The sequence below is a fragment of the Aeromonas ichthyocola genome (genome assembly GCF_046087985.1).
GTDB classification, from domain to species: domain Bacteria; phylum Pseudomonadota; class Gammaproteobacteria; order Enterobacterales; family Aeromonadaceae; genus Aeromonas; species Aeromonas rivipollensis.
In genome coordinates this window covers 688,078-710,286 of the sequence record NZ_JBJSWH010000003.1, presented here as the reverse complement: position 1 = coordinate 710,286, position 22,209 = coordinate 688,078, and the positions used below count along the sequence as shown (strand labels likewise).

Genomic DNA, 22,209 nt, shown 5'->3' with positions numbered 1-22,209 from the left:
TCTTCATGGAAGGCCAGCCAATTTAAGGAATGAACAGATGCAATTTTTTGACGATTCCCTGCACCCGGAAAACATGGAAAAGGTGGTCATCACAGTGGCCCCCTACGGCCCAGAGTGGGCCCCCGGCGACTTCCCGGAAGACATTCCGGTGACCATGGAGGAGCAAGTCCAGAAGGCGGTGGAGTGCTTTGATGCCGGCGCCACAGTGCTGCACCTGCACGTGCGCGAGCTGGACGGCACCGGCTCCAAGCGGCTGTCCAAGTTCAACGAGCTGATCGCCGGGGTGCGCAAGGCGGTGCCCGACATGATCATCCAGGTCGGCGGCTCCATCTCCTTCGCGCCGGAAGGGGAGGGGGAGGCGGCCAAGTGGCTCTCCGATGACACCCGCCACATGCTGGCCGAGCTGACCCCGAAGCCGGATCAGGTCACGGTCGCCATCAACACCACCCAGATGAACATCATGGAGCTGCTCTACCCCGAGTACCTGGCGGGCACCTCGCTGGCGAACCCCGCCTACCAGGCGGCCTACAGCGAAATGACGGTGCCGGCCGGCCCGGCCTGGGTGGCGGAGCACCTCAAGCGGCTGATGGCGAATGGCATCCAGCCCCACTTCCAGCTGACCGGCATGCACGCCCTCGAGACCCTGGAGCGGCTGGTGCGCCGGGGTGTCTACATGGGGCCGCTCAACCTCACCTGGATCGGCATCGGCGGCGGCTTCGACGGTCCCAACCCGTTCAACTTCATGAACTTCGTCCACCGTGCGCCGGACGGTGCCTGCGTCACCGCCGAGTCCCTGCTGAAAAACGTGCTGCCCTTCAACATGATGGCCATGGCCATGGGGCTGCACCCCCGCTGCGGCATAGAGGACACCATCATAGGCCAGCACGGCCAGCGCATGAGCTCGGTGGAGCAGATCCGCCAGTGCGTGCGGGTCGCCCACGAGCTGGGTCGCGAGGTAGCCAACGGCAAGGAGGCGCGCGCCATCTACCGTATCGGCGTGCAGTACGACAGCGTGGAGGAGACGCTGCTGGCCAACGGCATGGCGCCGAACCGGACCCCGGGCCAGAAAGGGGTGCCACAACGGTCCTGAGCCAGATGGGTCGCCGCAAAAATAGCGGGGCGGCGACCCCCAACACTGTTTGCCAAACGGCCTTGCGCCTTGCACTATGCAGCACGCAGGGTAACTGAGTGATGAATCAATATTGTCTGGCCGGGGGCCTCTGCCGCCGGTCCGTTGACCGAAAAACCCAACCCAATTTGCAGTAGCGCGAGGGATTGTATGGCTACGTATCATATCGATGACGACCCAGAGGCCGGCAAGGTTGCCGTGCCCCGTCGTTATGCCTGGATAGTGTTTGCGCTGACCTTCGGTCTGCTCATCTCCGATTACATGTCGCGTCAGGTGCTCAATGCCGTCTTCCCCATGCTCAAGGGGGAGTGGGCGCTCTCGGACACCCAGCTGGGCCTGCTCAGCGGCATAGTGGCGCTCATGGTCGGGCTCTTGACCTTTCCGCTCTCCCTGCTCGCCGATCGTTTCGGCCGGGTCAAGAGCCTGGCCATGATGGCCGCGCTCTGGAGCCTGGCGACCCTGGGCTGCGCCCTGGCCCAGGACTATGAGCAGATGTTCATCGCCCGCTTCCTGGTGGGGGTGGGTGAGGCCGCCTACGGCAGCGTCGGCATCGCCGTGGTGGTCTCCGTGTTCCCGCGGGAGATGCGGGCCACCCTCTCCGGCGCCTTCATCTCCGGCGGCATGTTCGGCTCTGTGCTTGGCATGGCCACCGGGGGCGTGCTGGCGCACTTCCTCGGCTGGCGCTGGGCCTTCGCCGGCATGGCCCTGTTCGGCCTGGTGCTGGCAGCCATCTATCCCCTCATCGTCAAGGAGGCGCGGATCTCCCAGACCAGCCGGGCGGCACGGGGGAGCACGGAGGCGGGTCGCAATCCCCTGCGCAGCCTCTATTCCAGCCGCTCGGTGATCTCGGCCTATGTGGGCAGCGGCCTGCAACTGTTCGTCGGCGGCACCGTCATCGTCTGGATGCCGAGCTATTTCAACCGCTACTACGGGCTGGACACGGACAAGGCGGGGCTCATGGCCGCCATCATAGTGCTGTGCAGCGGCGCCGGCATGATCCTCTGCGGCATGCTGAGCGATCGGCTGTGCCGCAACCGGCCGGATCGCAAGATAAGCCTCGCCATCGCCTATTGCCTCGGGAGCTGTCTGCTGCTCTCCCTGGCGTTTGCCCTGCCGGCCGGGCTGCCCCAGCTGCTGCTGATAGGTCTGGGGATGTTTATCGCCACCGGCACCTCGGGTCCCGCCGGTGCCATGGTGGCCAACCTCACCCACGCCAGCGTGCACGGCACGGCCTTTGCGACCCTGACCCTTGCCAACAACCTGCTCGGGCTGGCTCCTGGCCCCTTCATCACCGGCAAGGTGTCCGACCACATAGGACTGGACAACGCCTTCCAGCTGGTGCCCCTCATCAGCGTCGCGGCGGCCGCCGTCTTCTTCTACGGCAAGCGCCACTACCACAAGGACGTGGCCCGGCTCGACGGTGACGCCGGCCGCCAGATCATCACTGGTCCCCAGGGCTCGGAGGTGAGGGCATGAGGCTCAGCATCGAGGTCTATGTCGATTTCATCTGCCCCTGGTGCCTCATCGGCAAACGCCAGCTGGCGCAGGCCCTGACCCAACTGCGGGCAGAGCGGCCCGAGGTGCAGGTCGATGTACGCTGGCGCGGGGTGCAACTGCTGCCCGCGCTGCCGGTGCAGGGGGAGGATTTTCACGACTTCTACCTGCGGCGCCTTGGCAGCGAACAGGCCATGGGCCTGCGTCAGGCCCAGGTACGGCAGGCGGCGGCAAGCGTCGGCGTTGCGCTGGACTTTGGCAATATCCCCCGCATGCCGAACACGGCCGATGCCCACCGCCTGTGGCAACGGGCCTGCCAGCTGGGATCGCCGGCGCAGCTGGACGAGTTGCTGGAGTGGCTGTTCGCCTGCCACTTCCTGCACGGCGGGGATCTGGGGGATGGCGCTACCTTGCTGGGACTGGCCGAGGCGGCGGGCTTTGGGTCCGCCGATCTGGTGAGCAGCCTGCAGGGGGACGGGACTCCCTTCCACTGCGATCTGCCCGGGGCGGCCCAGCAGGGGGTGCCCAGCTTCGTGATGGGGAAGGGCCTGACTCTCAGCGGGGCCCAGCCGGTGGCGAAGCTGCTGGCCAGCCTGCGCCAGGCGCTGGATACGGCGGCCGGGGCGACGGCTGCGCGTATCTTGGTGCCAGCCGAGCGGGTGCCTGAACCGGGCAAACGTATCCTCATCGAGGCCCAGGGCAAGAGCCTGGTGCTGTTCAACGTCGGTGGCCGCTTCCACGCCATCGACGACGGCTGCCCCCACCAGGGGGCTTCATTGTGCGGCGGCAAGCTGGAGGGGGAGGTGATCCAGTGCCTGGCCCACGGCCTGCGCTTCAACCTGACGACGGGGCTGCTGCTGAACTCGACCCAGCTCAGGGTCGGCCGCTACCCGGTCGAGCGGGAGGGCGAGGGGCTCGCCATCCTCATCCCATCCCGGGAGGTCATCCCATGCTCACCCTGACCATGACGGATCGCTATCAGCGGGTACGAACCCTGGCCCCCGGCATGGCGGTCAGCATCACGGTGGCGGCCGCCGCCACCTTCCTCGCCGAGCACTACGGCGCCCCCGTGCTGCTGTTCGCCCTGCTGCTCGGCATGGGGCTCAACTTCCTCTCCGCCGAGGGGACCTGCAAGGCGGGCATCGAATTCACCGCGCGCAGCGTGTTGCGGATTGGAGTCGCCCTGCTCGGCATGCGCATCACCCTGGGCCAGATCGCCGAGCTGGGCTGGATGCCGGTGCTGCTGGTGGTCACCCTGGTGGTGGTCACCATCAGTCTCTCCGTGGTGGCGGCCAGGCTGATGGGATTCCAGCGGCTGTTCGGCATGCTGACCGGGGGGGCGACCGCCATCTGCGGCGCCTCCGCCGCCCTGGCCCTGGCCGCCTCCTTGCCCAATCACCCCCAGAAGGAGCGCGCCACCCTGTTCACCGTGATCGGGGTCTCGGTGCTCTCCACCCTGGCCATGATCCTCTACCCCATGATCGCCCGCTTCTTCGAGCTGACGCCGGTGGAGGCGGGGGTCTTCCTCGGCGCCACCATTCACGACGTCGCCCAGGTGGTGGGTGCCGGCTACAGCATGTCCACCGAGACCGGTGACGTGGCGACCGTGGTCAAGCTGATGCGGGTCGCCATGCTGCTGCCGGTGATCGTTGTCGCCGCCATGATCACCCGCAGGCAGGGGGCGGATCCCGCCTCTGGCAAGCGTCCGCCCCTGCTGCCCCTGTTTGCCGTCGGCTTCCTGATGCTGGCCTGCATCAACAGCACAGGCTGGGTGCCCGTCCCGTTGCAGGAGGGGGTCAACGGCCTGTCGCGCTGGTGCCTGGTGATCGCCATCGCCGCCATCGGCATGAAGACCCAGCTCAAGGAGCTGGCGGCGGTCGGCATCAAGCCCATCCTGCTGATGGTGGGGGAGACCGCCTTCCTGGTCGCCCTGGTGCTGACCCTGATGCATTGGGGCATCAAGCCTTAGGAAGGCTATGGATGCCGAATCAAAAAAACAGCCATAAAACGAATGCGCCCCTGTGGCCAACGGACTAGCCAGAGAGCAGAGAGGTAGTTATGAACAAGGTTTATCCCAGCGCCCAGGCCGCCCTGAGCGGCCTGGTGCAGGACGACATCACCATAGCCTCGGGGGGCTTCGGCCTGTGCGGCATCCCCGAGCGGCTCATCGAGGCGCTGAAGGGGAGCGGCAAGGGCGGCTTCACCATCATCAGCAACAACTGCGGGGTGGATGACTTCGGGTTGGGGCCGCTGCTCCACAGCCGCCAGATAAAGAAGATGATCTCCTCCTACGTGGGGGGCAACAAGGAGTTCGAGCGCCAGTACCTCGCGGGGGAACTTGAGCTTGAGTTCACCCCCCAGGGGACGCTCGCCGAGAAGCTGAGGGCCGGCGGCGCCGGCATCCCCGCCTTCTTCACCCGCACCGGTTACGGGACGCTCATCGCCGAGGGCAAGGAGACCCGCCAGTTCGACGGCGAGTGGTATGTGATGGAGCTCGCCCTGACCGCCGACATCGCGCTGATCAAGGGCGCCAAGGCCGACAAGGCGGGCAACCTGATGTTCAACAAGACGGCCCGCAACTTCAACCCGCTCTGTGCCAAGGCGGGGCGGGTCTGCGTGGCCGAGGTGGAGGAGATAGTCGAGGTGGGGGAGCTGGCCCCGGACGACATTCACCTGCCCGGCATCTATGTGCAGCGGCTGGTCTTGAACCCCAACCCCGAGAAACGCATCGAAGTGCGCACCGTCATGGAGAAAAACTGACATGCTCTGGACCCGTGAAGAGTTGGCGCAGTACATCCCCCTGGAGCTTCTATTGGCTTTCTTTTTCCAACCGTGCGCAGCGAGGAACTAAATCATGGCCTGGACCCGTGAAGAGATGGCGCAGCGCGCCGCAAAGGAGCTGCAGGACGGCTTCTACGTCAACCTGGGGATCGGCCTGCCGACCCTGGTGGCCAACTATATCCCGGACGGCATGGAGGTGTGGCTGCAGAGCGAGAACGGCCTGCTCGGCATAGGCCCCTTCCCGAGTGAAGAGGAGCTGGACCCGGATCTCATCAACGCCGGCAAGCAGACCATCACCACACTGCCCGGCAGCAGCTTCTTCGACAGCGCCGAGAGTTTTGCCATGATCCGCGGCGGCCACATCAACCTGGCCCTGCTCGGGGCCATGCAGGTCTCCGAGCGCGGCGATCTCGCGAACTGGATGATCCCGGGCAAGATGGTCAAAGGCATGGGGGGGGCCATGGATCTGGTGGCCGGGGTCAAGCGGGTGGTGGTGCTGATGGAGCACTGCGCCAAGGGGGGGGAGCACAAGATACTGGAGTGGTGCTCCCTGCCGCTGACCGGGGTCGGGGTGGTGGATCGCATCATCAGCGATCTCGCCGTGCTGGACGTGACCCCCGGGGGCCTTCGCCTGGTGGAGCTGGCCCCCGGCATCGAGTTCGAGGCGCTGCAAGCCGCCACCGGCTGCGCCATAGCGCGCTGACGCTTAGCCATCCACGGGGAGGGCGCTCGCCTACTCCCCGCTATTTTTTCTCGCCATCTACGTCTCTTGCCCCTTGGCTATCCTGCACAAACCCGTCGCCTCCCGCTTGTCTCCATCTCCTGTTCCCTTCGCGGCTTTTCTGTCGCCCGGATCACTGTTCTCAGCTGAACAAGGGCTGTATGGGGCCGGTCGTCGACGAGCGAATCCCGCGCCAGCCGTGGGATGCAGCCGCTGTCACCAAATGAAAAGTGACTGACGTTCAATGGCAAGCGCGCCCCTGGAGCTAGGCCTTACAGTCGGCACTAAGAACACAGAGCGCACTCGGACAAGCGAAACACGGGGGAGGCAGCCGGCCAATGGCCAGCTTGCCAAATCCGGCGAAACGCCCCGGTCAGCGCCATAAAAAAGCCAACGGAAACGGCAACAAAAATAACAAAACGACGACAACACTCGGAGAGACTGTAATGGATTACAAGCACACGAGTCATGGTTGCGGTGCCCTGCGCCTCAGCCTGCTGGCGACGGCCATCGCGGCCGTCCTCATGCCCAGCGTTCAGGCGGTCGAAGTCGACACCCAGAGTGAAGACTGGTCCGTTCGCTTCGACAACACCGGCAAGTTCAACTACGGCATGCGCACCGAGAGTGCCGATGCGCGGATGCTTGCCACCCCGAACAACAACGACGGGGACTACAACTTCAAGGATGCCGGCGACACCGTCACCACCCGCTTCGATCTCTTGACCGAGCTGGATGTGGTGAACAAGGGCAACACCGGCTTTCGCATCAGCGCCGCCAGCTGGTATGACTATGCCTACCGCGACGTCGGCGCTGACGAGAACCCCTTCATCAACGGCAACAGCGCCAGCTCCGGCATCGTCGGGCTGCCCCCGGTGGCGGGCAACCGTCACCTGAGCGACTATGCGGATCGCTACTACCATGGCCCCTCCGGCGAGCTGCTCGATGCCTTCGTGTTCCACAACATGGAGGTGGGCGACGAATCTCTGCTCGGGGTCAAGATAGGCCAGCACAACATCTTCTGGGGGGAAACCCTGCTGAGCCCGGTGCACGCCCTCAGCTATGGCCAGTCCGGCCTGGATCTCGCGAAGCTCGCGGCATCCCCGGGGACGGAAGCGAAAGAGCTGTTTGTGCCCCGCAACCAGATCTCCGCCTCCTTTACCCTGAACCCGGAGTGGACCTTCGCCGCCCAGTACTTCCTGGACTGGAACGCCGCCCGGCTGCCGGAAGCCGGCACCTATTACGGCAGCTCCGATCTGGTGGGCTTCGGTGCCCAGTCCTTCCTGCTGGGTCACACCGGCGGGCCAGGGCTGGCCGGACCGAGCGGCACCCTCAGCAACATTCGCCGGGGGGATGACCTGGAGCCGGGCAAGCACGGCGACTGGGGCATCATGGCCAAGTGGTCCCCCGAGGCGCTGGATGCGACCCTGGGGGCCTTCTATCGCCGTACCGCCGACATCCTGCCCCAGGCGGTGCTCGATGCCCGTGGCATGACCATTCGCGGGGCGGCGCCCCTGCCGGCCGGGGCCGTGCCCAACCTGCGCCAGTCCATCGCCAACACCAGCTACGCCCTGGCCTATGGCGACGATATCGACATCTTTGGCCTCAGCCTCTCCAAGGATGTGGCCGGGGTGAGCGTCGGCAGCGACCTCAACTATCGCCAGCACATGCCCCTCTCCAGCATCCCGGCCCTGCTCAGTGCCACGGGTCCCGGGGGACTGGCCAACGGCTTCGGGATCCCGGCGCCCGTGCTCGGCCCTCGTCATCCGGACACCGGGGTGATCACCGATGGCTCCGATGGCTACAGCGCCACCGGCGATACCCTGCACTGGACCCTCAACGGTCTGATGACCTTCGCGGACACGGCGCTGTTCGACGGCGCCGCCCTGCTCGGGGAGCTCTACTACAGCAACCTGCTGAGCCTGGATGACCACAACAAGGCGCTCTACAAGGGAGAAGATAGCTATCAGGGCATCGACAAGCCTACCCGGGACAACTGGGGGCTGGCGGTCAACTTCACCCCGACCTGGTATCAGGTCCTGCCGGGGGTCGACATGAATATGCCGCTCTCGGTGAACTGGGGGCTGGCGGGCATCTCCCCGGTCCAGGCGGGTGGGGCGAAAGACACCGGCAGCTATGCGGTGGGGCTAGGCGCCACCCTCTACAACCAGTACTTCGTCGATCTGAAATACGTGGACTCCTTTGGCAAGTCTGCCGAGTGCAATGACGGTGCCGAGGACGGCGCCACCCCCAATGCCCTCGATGGGGCCCAGCGCAACACCTGTTATGCCGGTGGTTACGCCTCCTTCTCCGGTGGCGGTGCCACCACGGAAGACAGAGGCGCCATCTACCTGACCCTGAAGACCACTTACTGAGTCACCTCAAGCGACCGAGTCGGAGAACGAGATATGACATTCAACAAGACCATGCTGGCCGCCTCTCTCACCCTGGCCCTCGCGGGCCAGGCACTGGCCGCCGTCTCCAGCAGCGAAGCCGCACAGCTGGGCACCAGTCTGACCCAGGTGGGCGCCGAAGCGGCCGCCAATGCCGATGGCAGCATCCCCGCCTACAGCGGGGGCCTGACCACGCCCCCCGCCGGCTTCAAGGCCGGTGACAGCATGCGCCCGGATCCCTATGCGGGTGAGCAGCCGCTTTTGGTCATCACCGGCAAGAATGCGGCCCAATACCAGGGGGCGCTGACCGCCACCACGGCGGAGCTGCTCAAGCGCTTCCCGGACTTCAGGGTGGACCTCTACCCGACCCACCGCAGCGTGGCGCTGCCACAGGCGGTGCTGGACAACACCAGGAAGAACGCGCTCAGCGCCACCACCCTGGCGGGGGGCATGGCGGTGGACAAGGTGCTGCCGGGCATTCCCTTCCCCATCCCCAAGAGCGGGGCCGAGGCGATGTGGAACTTCCTGCTGCGCTACCAGGGGGTGAACATCGCCACCAAGTACGACTCCTGGAACGTGGACGCCGCCGGCACGGCGGCCCTCTCCACCACGGGGCAGGCCTTCATCAACTACGCCATCTACGAGGACATGAATAAGCCCATCTTGGCCAAGGATACCTACTACCAGATGAAGCTCCATTACACGGGCCCGGCCCGCCGCGCCGGCGAGGCCATCATGCTGCGCGATGCCGCCAACCCCCTGGAGCAGCCGCGCAAGGCCTGGCAGTACCTGCCGGGGCAGCGCCGGGTCAAGCTGGCACCCAACCTGGCCTACGATACCCCGAACCCGGGCACCTCGGGGGCGGGCACCTATGACGATGTCTTCGTCTTCAACGGGGCGCTGGACAGATTCGACTGGAAGCTGGTGGGCAAGCAGGAAATGATAGTCCCCTACAACACCTATCGGCTGACCTATCAGCCCGATGCCAGGGCGCTGACCACCCCCAACTTCCTGTCACCGGATCACGTGCGCTGGGAGAAGCACAGGGTCTGGGTGGTGGAGGGCAACCTCAAGGCCGGTGAGCGCCACATCTACGCCAAACGCCGCTTCTACCTGGACGAAGACAGCTGGGTGGCGCTGGCCTCAGATCAGTACGACGCCCGTGGTCAGCTCTATCGCGGCTCCTTCGCCTTCCTGAGCCAGAGCTACGACAAGCAGACTCCGGACGCCACCCCCTTCATGATCTATGACCTGGTGGCGGGCACCTACAACATCAATGGTGTGGTGGGCCCCTACGGCGGCATCAAGTACGGTGCCTCCCTGTCCAAGGCGAAGTGGTCGCCGGAGTCCCTGGCTGGCGCCGGGATCCGCTAGCCGTAACAGGAGTCCGGTTCGTCATTGATGAACCGGACTCCTCGATGTTGGCGTCGGGCGCCTTTTGGCATCCCGCCGCCCTCTGAGACAAGGACGTGGTATGGGTTCATTCAAGACGTTGGCGCCATTGATCTGCTGCGCCCTGCTGATGCAAAGCGCAGGGGTGACAGCCGGGCAGGCGACCGATTATGTGGACGTGCTGGACCTGCCGGCCAAGGCGAGCGCCCTGGCCCAACGCAGCCCCCTGCTGGATCTGGCCCGTGCCGGGTCGCGGCTGGTGGCGGTGGGGCAGCGGGGTCACATCCTCTATTCCGACGACGAGGGAGGGCGCTGGCAGCAGGCCAGGGTGCCGGTGAGCTCGGATCTGAACGCCGTCACCTTCCCCACTCCCGAGCAGGGTTGGGCCGTGGGGGGGGATGGGGTGGTGCTGCACAGCCAGGATGGTGGCGCCAGCTGGCAAAAACAGCTGGATGGCCGCCAGATTGGCGGGCTGGTGAGTACCTTCTATGCCGCCAAGGCCCGTGCCGAGCCGGACAACGAACAGTGGGCCGCGCTGGTGGAAGAAGGCCAGCGCCTGGTGGAGGAGGGGGCCGACAAACCCCTGCTCGACGTCTGGTTTGAGGACGACAAGGTGGGCTACGTGGTCGGGGTCTTCAACCTGATACTGCGCACCCAGGATGGCGGCCTGCACTGGACGCCCATGCAGGATCGCACCGACAACCCGGATGGGCTCCATCTCAATGCCATCACCCGGGCCGGTGACGCCCTCTATCTGGTGGGCGAGCAGGGTCTGCTGCGCAAATGGGAGCCGCAGACGCAGCGCTTCGTCTCACTGCCCAGCCCCTATGACGGCAGCTTCTTCGGCCTTATCGGCCGCCCGGATGAGGTGATCGTCTATGGCCTGCGGGGCCATGTCTATCGCAGCACGGACGGAGGCGAAAACTGGACCCGGCTCGTGAGCCCGCTGCCCATCAGCATCAGCGCTGCTATGCAGGGGGCCGATGGCCAGTTCCGTCTGTTTACCCAGGCCGGCCATATGCTGCTGCAACGGGGCAACGCGCCGCTGACCCTGGCCCCCTTGGCCGAGCCATCGCCGGTGGCGGGCGCCGCCCTGACCGCAGATGGCACCCTGGCGCTGGTGGGCAGCCGAGGGGTGCGCACCCTGACGGTGGTCAAATAAGGTGTCTCAACGCAGGCCGTCACCGGATGACGGCCCAATAACGATAACGAGGATCCAGACATGGGCCATGTGAAGCAAGATTCGATGCCGGTGATCCGCGAGCTGAGCGCGTTCGACAGGCACTCCGGCAACCTGCTGGAGCGGCTGGTGTTCAACCACAGGGCGCTCTTCATGCTGGCGATGACGCTGGCGACCCTGGTGCTTGGCTACATGGGCGCGACCCGCCTGGCGCTGGCGCCCAGCTTCGAGAAGATGATCCCCCAGAGCCAGCCCTACATCAAAAACTTCCTGGAGAACCGGGACTCCCTGCGTGGCCTCGGCAACTCGGTGCGAGTGGTGGTGGAGAATACCCGGGGAGACATCTTCGACCCCGACTATCTAAGCGTCCTCAAGCGGGTCAATGACGAGCTGTTCCTGACCGAAGGGGTAGACAGGGCCTGGATGAAGTCCCTCTGGAGTCCGGCGGTGCGCTGGACCGAGGTGACCGAGGAGGGCTTCCAGGGCGGGCCCGTGATGCCGGATGCCTATCAGGGTTCGGCCTCTGACATCGAGCAGCTGCGCCAGAACATCAACAGAGCCGGCATAGTCGGCAGTCTGGTGGCGAGCGATTTCAAGTCCAGCATGCTGATAGTGCCCCTGCTGGACAAGGCCTCTGTCACCGGCAAGCCCCTCAATTACCATGACTTCTCCCAGCGCATCGAGGCGCTGCGCAGCCAGATAGAGTTCGCAGGCGCCCCCCATCAGGCGGGGGAGGAGGGGACGGGCCAGTACAAGATCCGGGTGATCGGCTTTGCCAAGCTGGTCGGCGATCTCATCGACGGCCTCATCCAGGTGATCCTCTTCTTCGCCCTGGCGGTGGCGACCTCGCTCCTCATCATCTTCCTCTACACCCGCTGCGTGCGCAGCACCCTGCTGGTGGTGGGTTGCTCCCTGGTCGCCGTGATCTGGCAGCTCGGCATCATCGCCTGGCTCGGCTACGCCATCGATCCTTACTCTGTGCTGGTGCCCTTCCTCATCTTCGCCATCGGGGTCTCCCACGCGGCCCAGAAGATGAACGGCATCATGCAGGACATCGCCCGCGGCACCCACCGCCAGATAGCGGCGCGCTATACCTTCCGCCGCCTCTTCCTCGCCGGGGTCACGGCGCTGCTGGCCGATGCGGTGGGCTTCGCCGTGCTGATGCTGATCGACATCCCCGTCATCCAGGATCTCGCCATCACCGCCAGCATAGGGGTGGCGGTGCTCATCTTCACCTCGCTGCTGCTGATGCCGGTGGCCCTCTCCTATGTGGGGGTGGGCCGCAAGGCGGCCGAGCGAGCGCTCAAGATAGACACCCACGCCGCCGCCAATCAGGGCTTCGGCAGACTCTGGGCACTGCTGGATCGCTGCACCGAGCGCAAGTGGGCCACAGTGGTGGTGATCCTCGGCCTGGCGATGGGCATAGGCGGCTACCTGGTGAGCCTGCAGCTCAAGATTGGCGATCTGGACAGCGGCGCCCCCGAGCTTCGCGCGGATTCGCGCTACAACAGGGACAACGCCTACATCACCAGCCACTACGCCCTCTCCAGCGATCTCTTTGCGGTGATGATCAAGACGGCGCCCGAGGGGTGCCTAGACTACCAGACCCTGATCCTGGCCGATCGCCTGGGGTGGGAGTTGCAGCAGCATCCCGGGGTGCAGGCCACCAGCTCCCTGGTCAATGCGGTGCGCCAGATCACCGCCGGCACCTATGAGGGCAACCCCAAGCTCGCCAGCATCCAGCGCAACCAGAACGTGCTGAACTATGCCGCCCAGCAGGCCTCGGTCAACAGCCCTGAGCTCTTCAACACCGACTGCTCCCTGATGCCGGTGATCGCCTACTTGAAAGATCACAAGGCCGAGACCCTGAGCGGCGTGGTGGCCATCGCCGAGCGGTTTGCCCGGGAGAACAGCACGGCGGATCGCCAGTTCCTGCTGGCCGCAGGCAGTGCCGGCATAGAGGCTGCCACCAACATGGTGGTGCACGAGGCCAACCGCACCATGCTGCTCTACGTCTATCTGGCGGTGACCCTGTTCTGCCTCATCACCTTCCGCAGCTGGCGGGCGACCGTGGTGGCGCTGGTGCCCCTGATGCTCACCTCTGTGCTGTGCGAGGCGCTGATGGTATTCATGGGCATAGGCGTCAAGGTGGCGACCCTGCCGGTGATTGCGCTGGGGGTCGGCATAGGGGTGGACTACGCCCTCTACCTGCTGAGCGTGCAGCTGCACCATCAGCGCCAGGGCATGTCACTGGTGGATGCCTATCGCCAGGCCGTGGCCTTCACCGGCCGGGTGGTAGGGCTGGTGGGCATCACCCTGGCCGCCGGTGTGGTGGCCTGGGTCTGGTCCCCGATCAAGTTCCAGGCCGACATGGGCATACTGCTCACCTTCATGTTCCTGTGGAACATGCTGGGGGCTCTGATAGGGGTGCCGGCGCTCTCCTACTTCCTGCTCTCCGGGACTGGGGCCGTGCCTGCCCAGGCGCGGGAGCGGCAGGAGGGGGATGCCAAAGAGGGGGGCAAGCCCTGCCGGACCCCGGTGGGGGCCGACGTCAGTTAGCCAGAGCCGCCACACACGGAAACGAAAAAAAGAGAAGGGAGGCGTCATGCCTCCCTTCTCTCGTCTGGCGAATGGCGCCTGTATTCAACCGTAGGCGAGGCCGGCGCGTGCGGGCTGGGCCACCTTGGGCACGCCCTTGTGGCGGGAGCGCCAGGTGGCCGGCGGCATGCCGAACTGGGCGCTGAACCAGCGGGTGAAGGAGCTCGGCATGGAGTAGCCCAGCATGTCGGCGATGTGGCCCAGCGAATAGCCGGAGTTTTGCAGGTAGCGCATCACCAGATCCCGGCGAACGTCGTTGACCAGCTCGCTGAAGGTGGCGCCGCTCTCTTCCAGATGGCGCTGCAGGGTGCGTACATTCATCCCCAGGGTGCGGGCTATCTGCTCTATGGTGGCGCGCCCCATGGGCAGCAGCAGGTAGATGGCCTTGCGCACGTCTGTCATCAGGGATTGCTGGGTCTCTACCAGCAGGGTGTCGAGGTACTGGCGGGCATGACGGGCCATGGCCTGGTTGGCCAGGGGGTTCGGAATGTCCAGATCGGCGGCCTGGCAGACGATGCCGTTGAACTCGCTGCCAAACTCCAGCTTGCAGCCGAACAGCCGCTTGTGGATGGAGAGATCCGCCGGCGCGTCATGGGTGAAGTTGACGCTGATGGGGTGCCAGTTGGCGCCGACCCCGACCTGGGCCGCACAGAAGCGATACATGACGCCGACCGCGAGCTCGGTGGCCTGGCGCGAGGGCATGGGGGCGTCCGTGATGATCTCCTCGCGAATGATCACCGCCTTGCCCGCCTCTTCGATGAAGATGGCCAGGGCATTATTGAACAGGTGAATGTACTGCACTATGACCTGCAAGGCCTCGCGCAGGTTGGGCTGATAGCTCAGCAGCAGGCTGACCTCGCCAAAGTCCGACAGCTGGCGATGCTCCGCCATGCGCAGCCCCAGGCTCTGGCAGTTCCCGGTACGGGCGGACAGCTCGAGCAGGTTGACTATGGTGGAGACGGGAATGCGCTGATTGGGCACATCCAGAATGGAGGCGCTGAGGCCGGCTTGCGACAACAGGCTGGGGGTATTGAGGCCCAGTTGGCGGGCGACATCGAGATAGTTGGTGAGGGTGGCGGCTCTGGCAAGGAGGGTCATGATGCAATTCCCATGGCGACAGCTCATCTGCTGGTTGCTTGTTGTTAACTGGTTTTTATCATTTCGTTTACAAATTGGAAAGTGCTTATTAACTGATCTATTAGTCGCAGGTGCCATGTGATGACCCTGCCTGCCAGCCCGTCTCATGGCCTTTCGAGTCCGACTCTCTCCTGTTCCGTGGTGTTCATGGCACCAGGTGGCTGTCATATAAAGACAACTCCATGGCATCCAAGGTAAAGCAGTTGGGAGCCTGGCACCTTACTGTGGTCTTGATGTCATCCGGCCGTCGCCGGAGCGCCTGAACAGGGGAAGAGAGATGAAGGCATTTCAGCCCGAGGCCACAGTACTGATAGTGCCCGGCCTGCGTGACCATGTGGCGGATCACTGGCAGACCCTGCTCGCCGAGGGGCTTGAGAAGGTGGTGACTGTGCCGCCTTTGACCTCGGACAAGCTGAGCTGCCAGGCCAGGGTCGATGCCATTGAGCAAGCCCTTGCCGATATCGAGGGCCCGGTGATCCTGGTGGCTCACAGTGCCGGGGTGTTGATGCTGGCTCACTGGGTGGCGCAGCAGGGCGCTGCTCGCCATCGCCACCCCATCCGGGGCGCCCTGCTGGTGACGCCGCCGGATCTGGATGCCAGCTGGCCATCCCATTACCCGAGCCCGGAGGCCATGAAGGCCGGAGGCTGGCACCCGTTGCCCCGCATGAAGCTGCCGTTCCCGAGCCTGGTGGTGATGAGCCACAACGATCCCCTGGCGAGCCCGGCGGCCGTGCGTGCCCTGGCCCAGGACTGGGGGAGCGAGCTGGTGGACGCCGGGGCCGTGGGACACCTCAACCCGGCGAGCGGATTTGGCCCCTGGCCACAGGCCGAGGCCTTGCTCGGGCGTCTTGACGCCCGCTAACCCAGATTGCGAGGGGAGACAGGCTTCCCCGCGCCCAGACACGAATCGGAAGGAGTCCGTATGGTGAAGACAAGGATCATACCGCCAGCCCAGGGAGCCCATGCCTATCCCTTGCTGATCAAGAGCCTGCTGCTGTCCGGGGTGCGTCAGCACCCGGGCCGGGAGATCGTCTACGCAGATCGGCTGCGCTATGACTATCGCACCCTCAACCAGCGCATCCACCGCCTCGCCAACCTGCTGACGGCCTCTGGCATAGGGCCGGGGGACACGGTCGCCCTGCTGGACTGGGACAGCCACCGCTCCCTCGAATGCTTCTTCGCCGTGCCCATGATAGGCGCCGTGCTGCACACGGTGAACGTGCGCCTCTCGCCGGAGCAGATCGCCTTCACCATGCACCACGCAGAGGATCATCTGGTGCTGGCTCATGACGACTTCCTGCCCATGCTGGCGAGCATTCAGGAGAAGCTGCCCACGGTGCGCGGCTATATCCGGCTGACCGATGGGGAGCTGCCTTCCACCACACTGCCCCTGCTCGGAGAGTACGAGACGCTCTTGGCCGGGGCGGACGACCAGTTCGATTTCCCCGATTTTGACGAGAATTCGGTGGCGACCCTGTTCTACACCACGGGCACCACTGGGGATCCCAAGGGGGTCTACTTCAGCCACCGCCAGCTGGTGCTGCATACCCTCAACGAACTGGGCACCCTGGCGGCCCATGCGGGCCAGTCCCTGCTCTGCTCAGACGACGTCTACATGCCCATCACCCCCATGTTCCACGTTCATGCCTGGGGCGTCCCCTATGTGGCGACCATGCTGGGGGTGAAGCAGGTCTATCCGGGGCGCTACGAGCCGGACAAGCTGGTACGGCTCTATCGCGACGAGGGGGTGAGCTTCTCCCACTGCGTGCCGACCATATTGCAGATGATCCTCGACTGCGAGGAGGCGGCAAAAACCTCCCTTGCGGGCTGGAAGATGCTGCTGGGGGGCAGTGCGCTGCCGCTCGGGCTGGCGACCCAGGCCCACCGACAGGGGATACTGGTGCACGCCGGTTACGGCATGTCGGAGACCTGTCCGCTGCTGTGCGTGGTGCACCTGGCTCCCGAGGAGCTGGCGCTGCCCATGGCCGAGCAACTGCCGTTGCGGATCCGTACCGGCAAGCCCATCGGGTTAGTGGACTTGCGCATCATCGATGAGCAGGGCCGGGCGCTGGCCCACGATGGTCAGACCATGGGGGAGATAGTGGTGCGTGCTCCCTGGCTGGCCCAGGGCTACCTGAAAGAGCCGGGCAAGGGGGCCGAGCTCTGGGAGGGGGGCTGGCTGCACACGGGGGACATGGCCTCCATCACCCCGGACGGCACGGTCGAGATCAAGGATCGCATCAAGGATGTGATCAAGACAGGGGGCGAGTGGATAAGCTCCCTGGCGCTGGAGAGTCTCATCAGCGCTCACTCTTCCGTCCATGCGGTGGCCGTGATCGGGGTGCCGGACCCGCAGTGGGGGGAGCGCCCTCTGGCCCTGGTGGTCGGCAAGGAGGGGGCACATCTGGATGCGCAGGACATCAAGGCCCACCTGCAGGGATTCGTCGACAGTGGTCGCATCAATCGCTGGGCCATACCGCGCCAGATCCGCATAGTGCAGGAGATCCCCAAGACCAGTGTCGGCAAGGTGAACAAGAAGCTGATCCGGGAGCGTGAATGCTATCCGGCGGTGGAGAAGTGAGGCCGCCGTCATAGATCCAGGGGACGGCCTCTCAGTCATCCCTACTGTCTGAGGGGCCTTGTTGGCCGGGCTGCCATGGCTTGACTACGATAACTGAGTTATCACACAAGAGGCGTGCGCCATGAACAGAACCCAGATTCATCTCGTTGATGAAGAGGTGGATTTTCCGTCCAGTGAACAGTTGGTTTCCACCACGGATCTGCAGGGGGTCATTACTTATGCCAATGACCACTTCTGCCGGGTGGCGGGATACAGCAGGGCAGAGATGATAGGCCAGCACCACAACATGGTGCGCCATCCCGACATGCCCAAGGCGGCCTTCGCCGATCTCTGGGGCAAGCTGAAGCAGGGCAAGCCCTGGCGCGGCATGGTGAAGAATCGCTGCAAGGATGGTCGCTACTACTGGGTGGATGCCTATGTCACCCCTATCTTCGAGCAGGGGCGGATAAGCGGCTATCAGTCGGTGCGCAACCGGGCCGAGCCCGGGATGAAGGCCGTCGCCGCCCGCACTTACGGGCGATTGCGGGCGGTGGAGCGGGGGGAGCGCAAGGCGGGCCTGAGCCTGCGCCCCGTCCGCCATGGGCTGGCCATCGCCGGGCTCCTGCTGATGCTGGCGGCGAGCGCCTATCTGACGGGGCCCCTGGGGGCCCTGTTCATGCTGCTGCCCCTCTTGTGGCTCGGCCTCCTCTATCGTCACACCCTCATCACCACCCCCCGTTACCTGAGCCAGCTGGGCGAGGAGTACGACAGCCTGACCCGGCTCATCTACTCGGGGGATGAACCCAGCGCCATCGCCGATTTCCACATCAAGCTGCTGCAGGCCAGGATCCGCACCGTGCTCGGGCGGGTGGACGATGCCACCCTCTCCCTGCAGGATCTGGCGGTCCATCTCAAGACCGCCTCCAGCGAGACGAGCGCCGACATCGCCGAGCAGGACATCCAGACCCAGCAGGTGGCGACCGCCATCACGGAGATGGCGGCGACGGCCCACGAGATAGCCCGCAACATCCAGGAGACGGACAACCAGATTGCCCAGGCCAAGGTACATTGCCAGCACACCGACCAGCAGCTGGAGGATACCCAGCACAGGGTCACCGAGCTGGCCACCCAGGCGGAGCACGCCTTCACGGCGGCGGTGGCGCTGGCGGAGGAGTCGGATCGCATCGGAGTCCTGATGAACGAGATCCAGGGCATAGCGGATCAGACCAATCTGCTGGCCCTCAATGCCGCCATAGAGGCAGCCCGGGCGGGAGAGCAGGGACGCGGTTTCGCCGTGGTGGCGGACGAGGTGCGCACCCTCTCAACCCGGACCCACAAGGCGACCGAGCAGATCCAGGGCAGCATAGGGCAGATCCAGCGCACCCTGAATGGCTGGAAGGGGATGATGCAGCAGAACCTGGAGCAGACCCAGTCCTGCGTGACCCTGACCCGGCAGGGCTCACAGAGCCTGCATCAGGTGCTGGCCGAGATAGAGCGGGTGGTGGATCTGTCGACCCAGATCTCGGCGGCGGCGGAGGAGCAGCAGGCGGTGGTGGAGGACATCAGCCGAAACGTCAACGCCATCTCCCAGCACTCCCACACCAACAGCAACAAGATGCACGACATGGATGCCTCGAGCGACATCCTGCTCACCAAGGCGCGCCAGCTCAAATCCCTGGGGCAGACCTTCGGCTGACGCCCGCGTCGAGCAGGCACAAGATGACAACAAGGCCACCCCGGGGTGGCCTTGTTGCATGAGCGCGTCCTGTGGAGCCGTGGTGCCTAGGGCGCCGTCAGCTCGTCTGCTCCGCCAGCGCAATGAAGCCGCCGCTCTTGTCGCAGTACATGGCCCTGTCCGCCTGGATGAGCCATTGATCCGGGCTCCAGCCACTCTGGTAGTGGCTGACCCCTATGCTGATCCCGACCTGCATGGCCTGGCCATTGACCACGAAGGGGGCCCGCATGGCGTGCCGGATCACCTCGGTCACATCCTGCGCCTGGGCACAGCTGTAGCCGGGCAGCAGCAGGATGAATTCATCCCCCGCCAGCCGGGCAAAATAGCACTGGTGGCCGATGGCGTCATGGAGCCGGTTGGCCAGCTGGCAGAGGATGGCATCCCCCTGGCTGTGGCCGAAGTTGTCATTGATGCGCTTGAAGTCATCGAGATCGCAAAACAGCAGGCAGCCGGGATCCTCGAGCTGCACTTGCGTCTTCAACTGCTCCATCAGGCTAAGGCGATTGGGCAGGCCTGTGAGGGGATCTATGCGGGCCAACTGCAGTATCTCCTGCTCGCGCAACTTGCGCAGTGTCACCTCCCGATTGAGCCGCTTGTTGCTGACCAGCAGATAGAGGGAGAGCAGCAGGATGAGGGCGCCGACCCCCAGGCTCAGCAAGAACCAGGGGCGCCAGAAGATCCACTGCGCTGAGGGGGCCTGATAGAGAAAACGGGTCAGCGGCACCGCCCTCGGGACCAGGCCTATCTCGACCAGCTGCTGCATGATGTGGGCGAAGCGATCCGGATTCATATACCCGATCTCCACATAGAGCGGCTGTATCATCTCCTTGCTCATCTGCAGCTCGTACTCCATGTGGGCCTGACTGCGGTTGACGGCATACTCCTTGCGCAGCAGGTCGATGGCCTCGGTCGGGTGGGCGAGGGCGTAGCGCCACCCCTTGAGGCTGGCGGCCCGAAACTTTGCCACCCGCTCAGGGTTGGTGCGCTCCTCGTTCTGGGTGGTGAACAGGATGTCGCTGTAAAAATCGATGCCGTAATTGCGGGGATTGATGACGGAGACCGAGATGCCGTGCTCCTCCAGATAGAAGGGCTCGTTGCTGAGATAGGCGTTGAAGATGTCGATCTTGCCGGTGATCAGATCGTCTATGTTGACCGAGGTGGGCACAGGAATGAGCTGGCGTTCGTGCAGCCCCTGATAGTAGAGGGTGGCGAGCAGCTCGGCATCCTGATGGCCGGGAAACATCATGATCCGTTTGCCACGCATGTCCGCAACGGTGAGAATGCCGCTGTCGCGACGGGCGAGGAAGATGGAGGGGGAGTGCTGATAGACGCAGGCGAGCGCCAGCAGGGGTTCGCCATTGACGTAGCTGGTGAGCACCTCTGTGTTGCCGACGCCAAAGTCGGCGCGCCCGCTCAGCACTTCCTGTACCGGGCTTATCCCCTTGCCGCCCGGTCTTATCTCGACATCCAGTCCGGCATCGGCATAGAACCCCTTCGCCTTGGCCATGTGATAGCCCACGAACTGGGGTTGATGCAGCCAGCGCAACTGCAAGACGACTCGATCCGGAGGCTCATGGGGACGGTCACTTGCCAGGACAGGGGAAGCGTAACTGGCGCCAAGCAATAGCAGCCAAAACAAGTATCTCTTCATCCGTGCGATTCTTGTGCTGAGGATCCATGGGGTGGCCAGCAGGCCCGCATTCAACTTGTTAACAAATCACATTCTAAAGGGTTATAGATGTACCGGATACAGTTGCAGCACAAAGATTTCATGGTGATCAACAAGGGCCCAGGCCTTGGCATGCATGACGAGGGCGGTGAGCCCGGGCTCGTCAACCGGCTGCGCACCGAGACCGGCTTGACACTCTACCCTGTTCATCGCCTCGACAAGATGACCTCGGGGCTGGTGCTGCTGGCGCGGACCCCGGAGGCTAACCGGGCACTCAGCATGGCCTTTGCCGCCCGGGAGGTGAGCAAGCAGTATCTGGCCCTCTCGGATCGCAAGCCGAAGAAGAAGCAGGGCTGGATCAAGGGGGACATGGAGAAAGGGCGTGGCGGCAGCTGGATGCTGGCCCGCACCCAGGAGAACCCGGCCATCAGCTGGTTTGACTCCAGCCCGGTGCGCGAGGGGTTGCGGCTCTATCGCATCAAGCCCCAGACCGGCAAGACCCACCAGATCCGGGTCGCCTTGAAAAGCATTGGCGCCCCCATCCTCGGGGACGAGCGCTACGGTGGCACGGCCGCCGATCGCGGCTACCTGCACGCCTGGCGCCTGCAGTTTACCCTGGCAGGGGAGGCCTTCGATCTCGTCTGCCCGCCGGATGAGGGGGAGCTGTTCCTCCTGCCCGAGCTGCACGCAGCCATCGCGGGATTGAGCGAATGACAAGCACCCGTGGGGCGCCCGGCCCGGGCTGGATCCTGGCCGACTTTGACGACACCCTGGCGCCGGGGGACAGCCACGCCGGCCTGCTGCGCTTCATCCTGCGCCGGCGCCGCTGGCCGCTCCTGCTGCTGCCGGTGATCGCACTGGGTGGCCTGGTGTATCTGGTGCCCAGCCTGCGGCGTCAGGGAATTTCGCTTATCTGGTGGGCCATCACCCTGGGGCTCTCGCCGCTGGGTTGGCGCCAGCTGGTGCGGGCCTATTGCCACACCCGGCCCGGGCTGTTTCGGGAGGCCCGCTCCCTGCTGATGGCCGAGAGGGCGCGCTGCTGGGTCATCTCCGCCAGCCCCCGGGCTTTGGTCCGGGCCCAGCTCCATCGACAACTGCCACGGCTTCCTCATCGCATCATAGGCTCGCGGATGCGCTATCGCCTCGGTGGCCTGGTGCCGCGTTTTTATTGCCACGGCCGGCACAAGATCCTGCCCGAGATCCGCGCCCTCAGGGTGACGCTGGCCTTGAGTGACAGCCTGCACGACTTGCCGCTGCTGGCGCTGGGACAGCAGGCCTGGCTCATCAACCCGAGCGCCCGCAGGTTGCAACAGGCCAGGGCCCACCAGCCCCATCTCGAGGTGAAAAACTGGCACCTGTAAGGCAAAGCTGACAGCCCGGCGGAGCGCCGTGGGGCTGTCCGCAAGGCTCAGGCTGCAATGTC

At 64.8% G+C, this 22,209-nt stretch carries 17 protein-coding genes; 15 read left to right on the top strand and 2 right to left on the bottom strand.

Annotation, left to right across the window (positions count from 1 at the left end; genetic code table 11):
* The first annotated feature begins 37 nt into the window (after positions 1-37).
* The 10 genes from ACF2JD_RS12105 to ACF2JD_RS12060 all read left to right on the top strand — a co-directional run bounded on the left by ACF2JD_RS12105 (position 38) and on the right by ACF2JD_RS12060 (position 13,646).
* Positions 38-1,090 (top strand): BKACE family enzyme, encoded by a 1,053-nt coding sequence (locus ACF2JD_RS12105; protein ID WP_106886508.1) that lies wholly within the window; start codon positions 38-40, stop codon positions 1,088-1,090.
* Between the two features lie 189 nt (positions 1,091-1,279).
* Positions 1,280-2,605 carry an MFS transporter gene (locus tag ACF2JD_RS12100; protein WP_163148652.1) on the top strand — a complete coding sequence of 442 codons (1,326 nt, stop codon included), beginning with the start codon at positions 1,280-1,282 and terminating at the stop codon, positions 2,603-2,605.
* Entirely contained in the window at positions 2,602-3,585 is a 984-nt protein-coding gene (locus ACF2JD_RS12095) for a DsbA family protein (RefSeq protein ID WP_440987492.1), read from the top strand. The genes ACF2JD_RS12100 and ACF2JD_RS12095 overlap by 4 nt, the downstream gene beginning before the upstream one ends.
* The gene (locus ACF2JD_RS12090) at positions 3,573-4,592 is read left to right on the top strand and encodes a putative sulfate exporter family transporter (protein ID WP_440987491.1); all 1,020 of its coding nucleotides are present in this window, start codon (positions 3,573-3,575) and stop codon (positions 4,590-4,592) included. Before ACF2JD_RS12095 ends, ACF2JD_RS12090 begins: the two co-directional genes overlap by 13 nt.
* Before the next feature lie 89 nt (positions 4,593-4,681).
* The gene (locus tag ACF2JD_RS12085) at positions 4,682-5,383 is read left to right on the top strand and encodes a CoA transferase subunit A (RefSeq protein WP_408782001.1); all 702 of its coding nucleotides are present in this window, start codon (positions 4,682-4,684) and stop codon (positions 5,381-5,383) included.
* 94 nt (positions 5,384-5,477) lie between these two features.
* Entirely contained in the window at positions 5,478-6,107 is a 630-nt protein-coding gene (locus ACF2JD_RS12080; protein ID WP_408849497.1) for a CoA transferase subunit B, read from the top strand.
* Positions 6,108-6,571: 464 nt separating this feature from the next.
* Positions 6,572-8,497 carry a DUF1302 domain-containing protein gene (locus tag ACF2JD_RS12075; protein WP_411649896.1) on the top strand — a complete coding sequence of 642 codons (1,926 nt, stop codon included), beginning with the start codon at positions 6,572-6,574 and terminating at the stop codon, positions 8,495-8,497.
* A 33-nt stretch (positions 8,498-8,530) separates the two neighbouring features.
* A complete protein-coding gene (locus ACF2JD_RS12070) occupies positions 8,531-9,889 on the top strand; it encodes a DUF1329 domain-containing protein (RefSeq protein ID WP_440987490.1) in 1,359 nt (452 codons plus the stop codon).
* A 100-nt stretch (positions 9,890-9,989) separates the two neighbouring features.
* Complete coding sequence (locus ACF2JD_RS12065; protein ID WP_440987489.1) at positions 9,990-11,069, top strand: YCF48-related protein; 1,080 nt, start codon at positions 9,990-9,992, stop codon at positions 11,067-11,069.
* A 60-nt stretch (positions 11,070-11,129) separates the two neighbouring features.
* On the top strand, positions 11,130-13,646 hold the full coding sequence (locus ACF2JD_RS12060) for an MMPL family transporter (RefSeq protein WP_440987488.1): 2,517 nt from the start codon (positions 11,130-11,132) through the stop codon (positions 13,644-13,646).
* Between the two features lie 84 nt (positions 13,647-13,730).
* Here the strand turns inward: ACF2JD_RS12060 and ACF2JD_RS12055 are convergent, their stop codons facing one another.
* Positions 13,731-14,783: an AraC family transcriptional regulator gene (locus ACF2JD_RS12055; RefSeq protein ID WP_106887921.1), complete on the bottom strand. Its 1,053-nt coding sequence runs from the start codon at positions 14,781-14,783 to the stop codon at positions 13,731-13,733.
* Between the two features lie 316 nt (positions 14,784-15,099).
* On the opposite strand from ACF2JD_RS12055, the gene ACF2JD_RS12050 reads away from it, so the two are divergent.
* The 3 genes from ACF2JD_RS12050 to ACF2JD_RS12040 all read left to right on the top strand — a co-directional run bounded on the left by ACF2JD_RS12050 (position 15,100) and on the right by ACF2JD_RS12040 (position 19,078).
* The gene (locus tag ACF2JD_RS12050) at positions 15,100-15,684 is read left to right on the top strand and encodes an alpha/beta hydrolase (RefSeq protein WP_440987487.1); all 585 of its coding nucleotides are present in this window, start codon (positions 15,100-15,102) and stop codon (positions 15,682-15,684) included.
* A 60-nt stretch (positions 15,685-15,744) separates the two neighbouring features.
* Positions 15,745-17,403 (top strand): fatty acid--CoA ligase, encoded by a 1,659-nt coding sequence (locus ACF2JD_RS12045; protein ID WP_411669737.1) that lies wholly within the window; start codon positions 15,745-15,747, stop codon positions 17,401-17,403.
* Positions 17,404-17,524: 121 nt separating this feature from the next.
* Positions 17,525-19,078 (top strand): methyl-accepting chemotaxis protein, encoded by a 1,554-nt coding sequence (locus ACF2JD_RS12040; RefSeq protein WP_213345050.1) that lies wholly within the window; start codon positions 17,525-17,527, stop codon positions 19,076-19,078.
* A 97-nt stretch (positions 19,079-19,175) separates the two neighbouring features.
* Here ACF2JD_RS12040 and ACF2JD_RS12035 read toward each other — a convergent pair whose 3' ends face one another.
* Positions 19,176-20,768, bottom strand: a complete 1,593-nt coding sequence (locus tag ACF2JD_RS12035; protein WP_440987486.1) for an ABC transporter substrate-binding protein — start codon at positions 20,766-20,768, stop codon at positions 19,176-19,178.
* 87 nt (positions 20,769-20,855) lie between these two features.
* Between ACF2JD_RS12035 and ACF2JD_RS12030 the strand changes: the two genes are divergently transcribed.
* Both ACF2JD_RS12030 and ACF2JD_RS12025 read left to right on the top strand, forming a co-directional pair.
* Positions 20,856-21,500 carry a TIGR01621 family pseudouridine synthase gene (locus ACF2JD_RS12030; protein ID WP_440987485.1) on the top strand — a complete coding sequence of 215 codons (645 nt, stop codon included), beginning with the start codon at positions 20,856-20,858 and terminating at the stop codon, positions 21,498-21,500.
* On the top strand, positions 21,497-22,147 hold the full coding sequence (locus ACF2JD_RS12025; protein WP_440987484.1) for a haloacid dehalogenase-like hydrolase: 651 nt from the start codon (positions 21,497-21,499) through the stop codon (positions 22,145-22,147). The genes ACF2JD_RS12030 and ACF2JD_RS12025 overlap by 4 nt, the downstream gene beginning before the upstream one ends.
* Positions 22,148-22,209 lie beyond the last annotated feature (62 nt).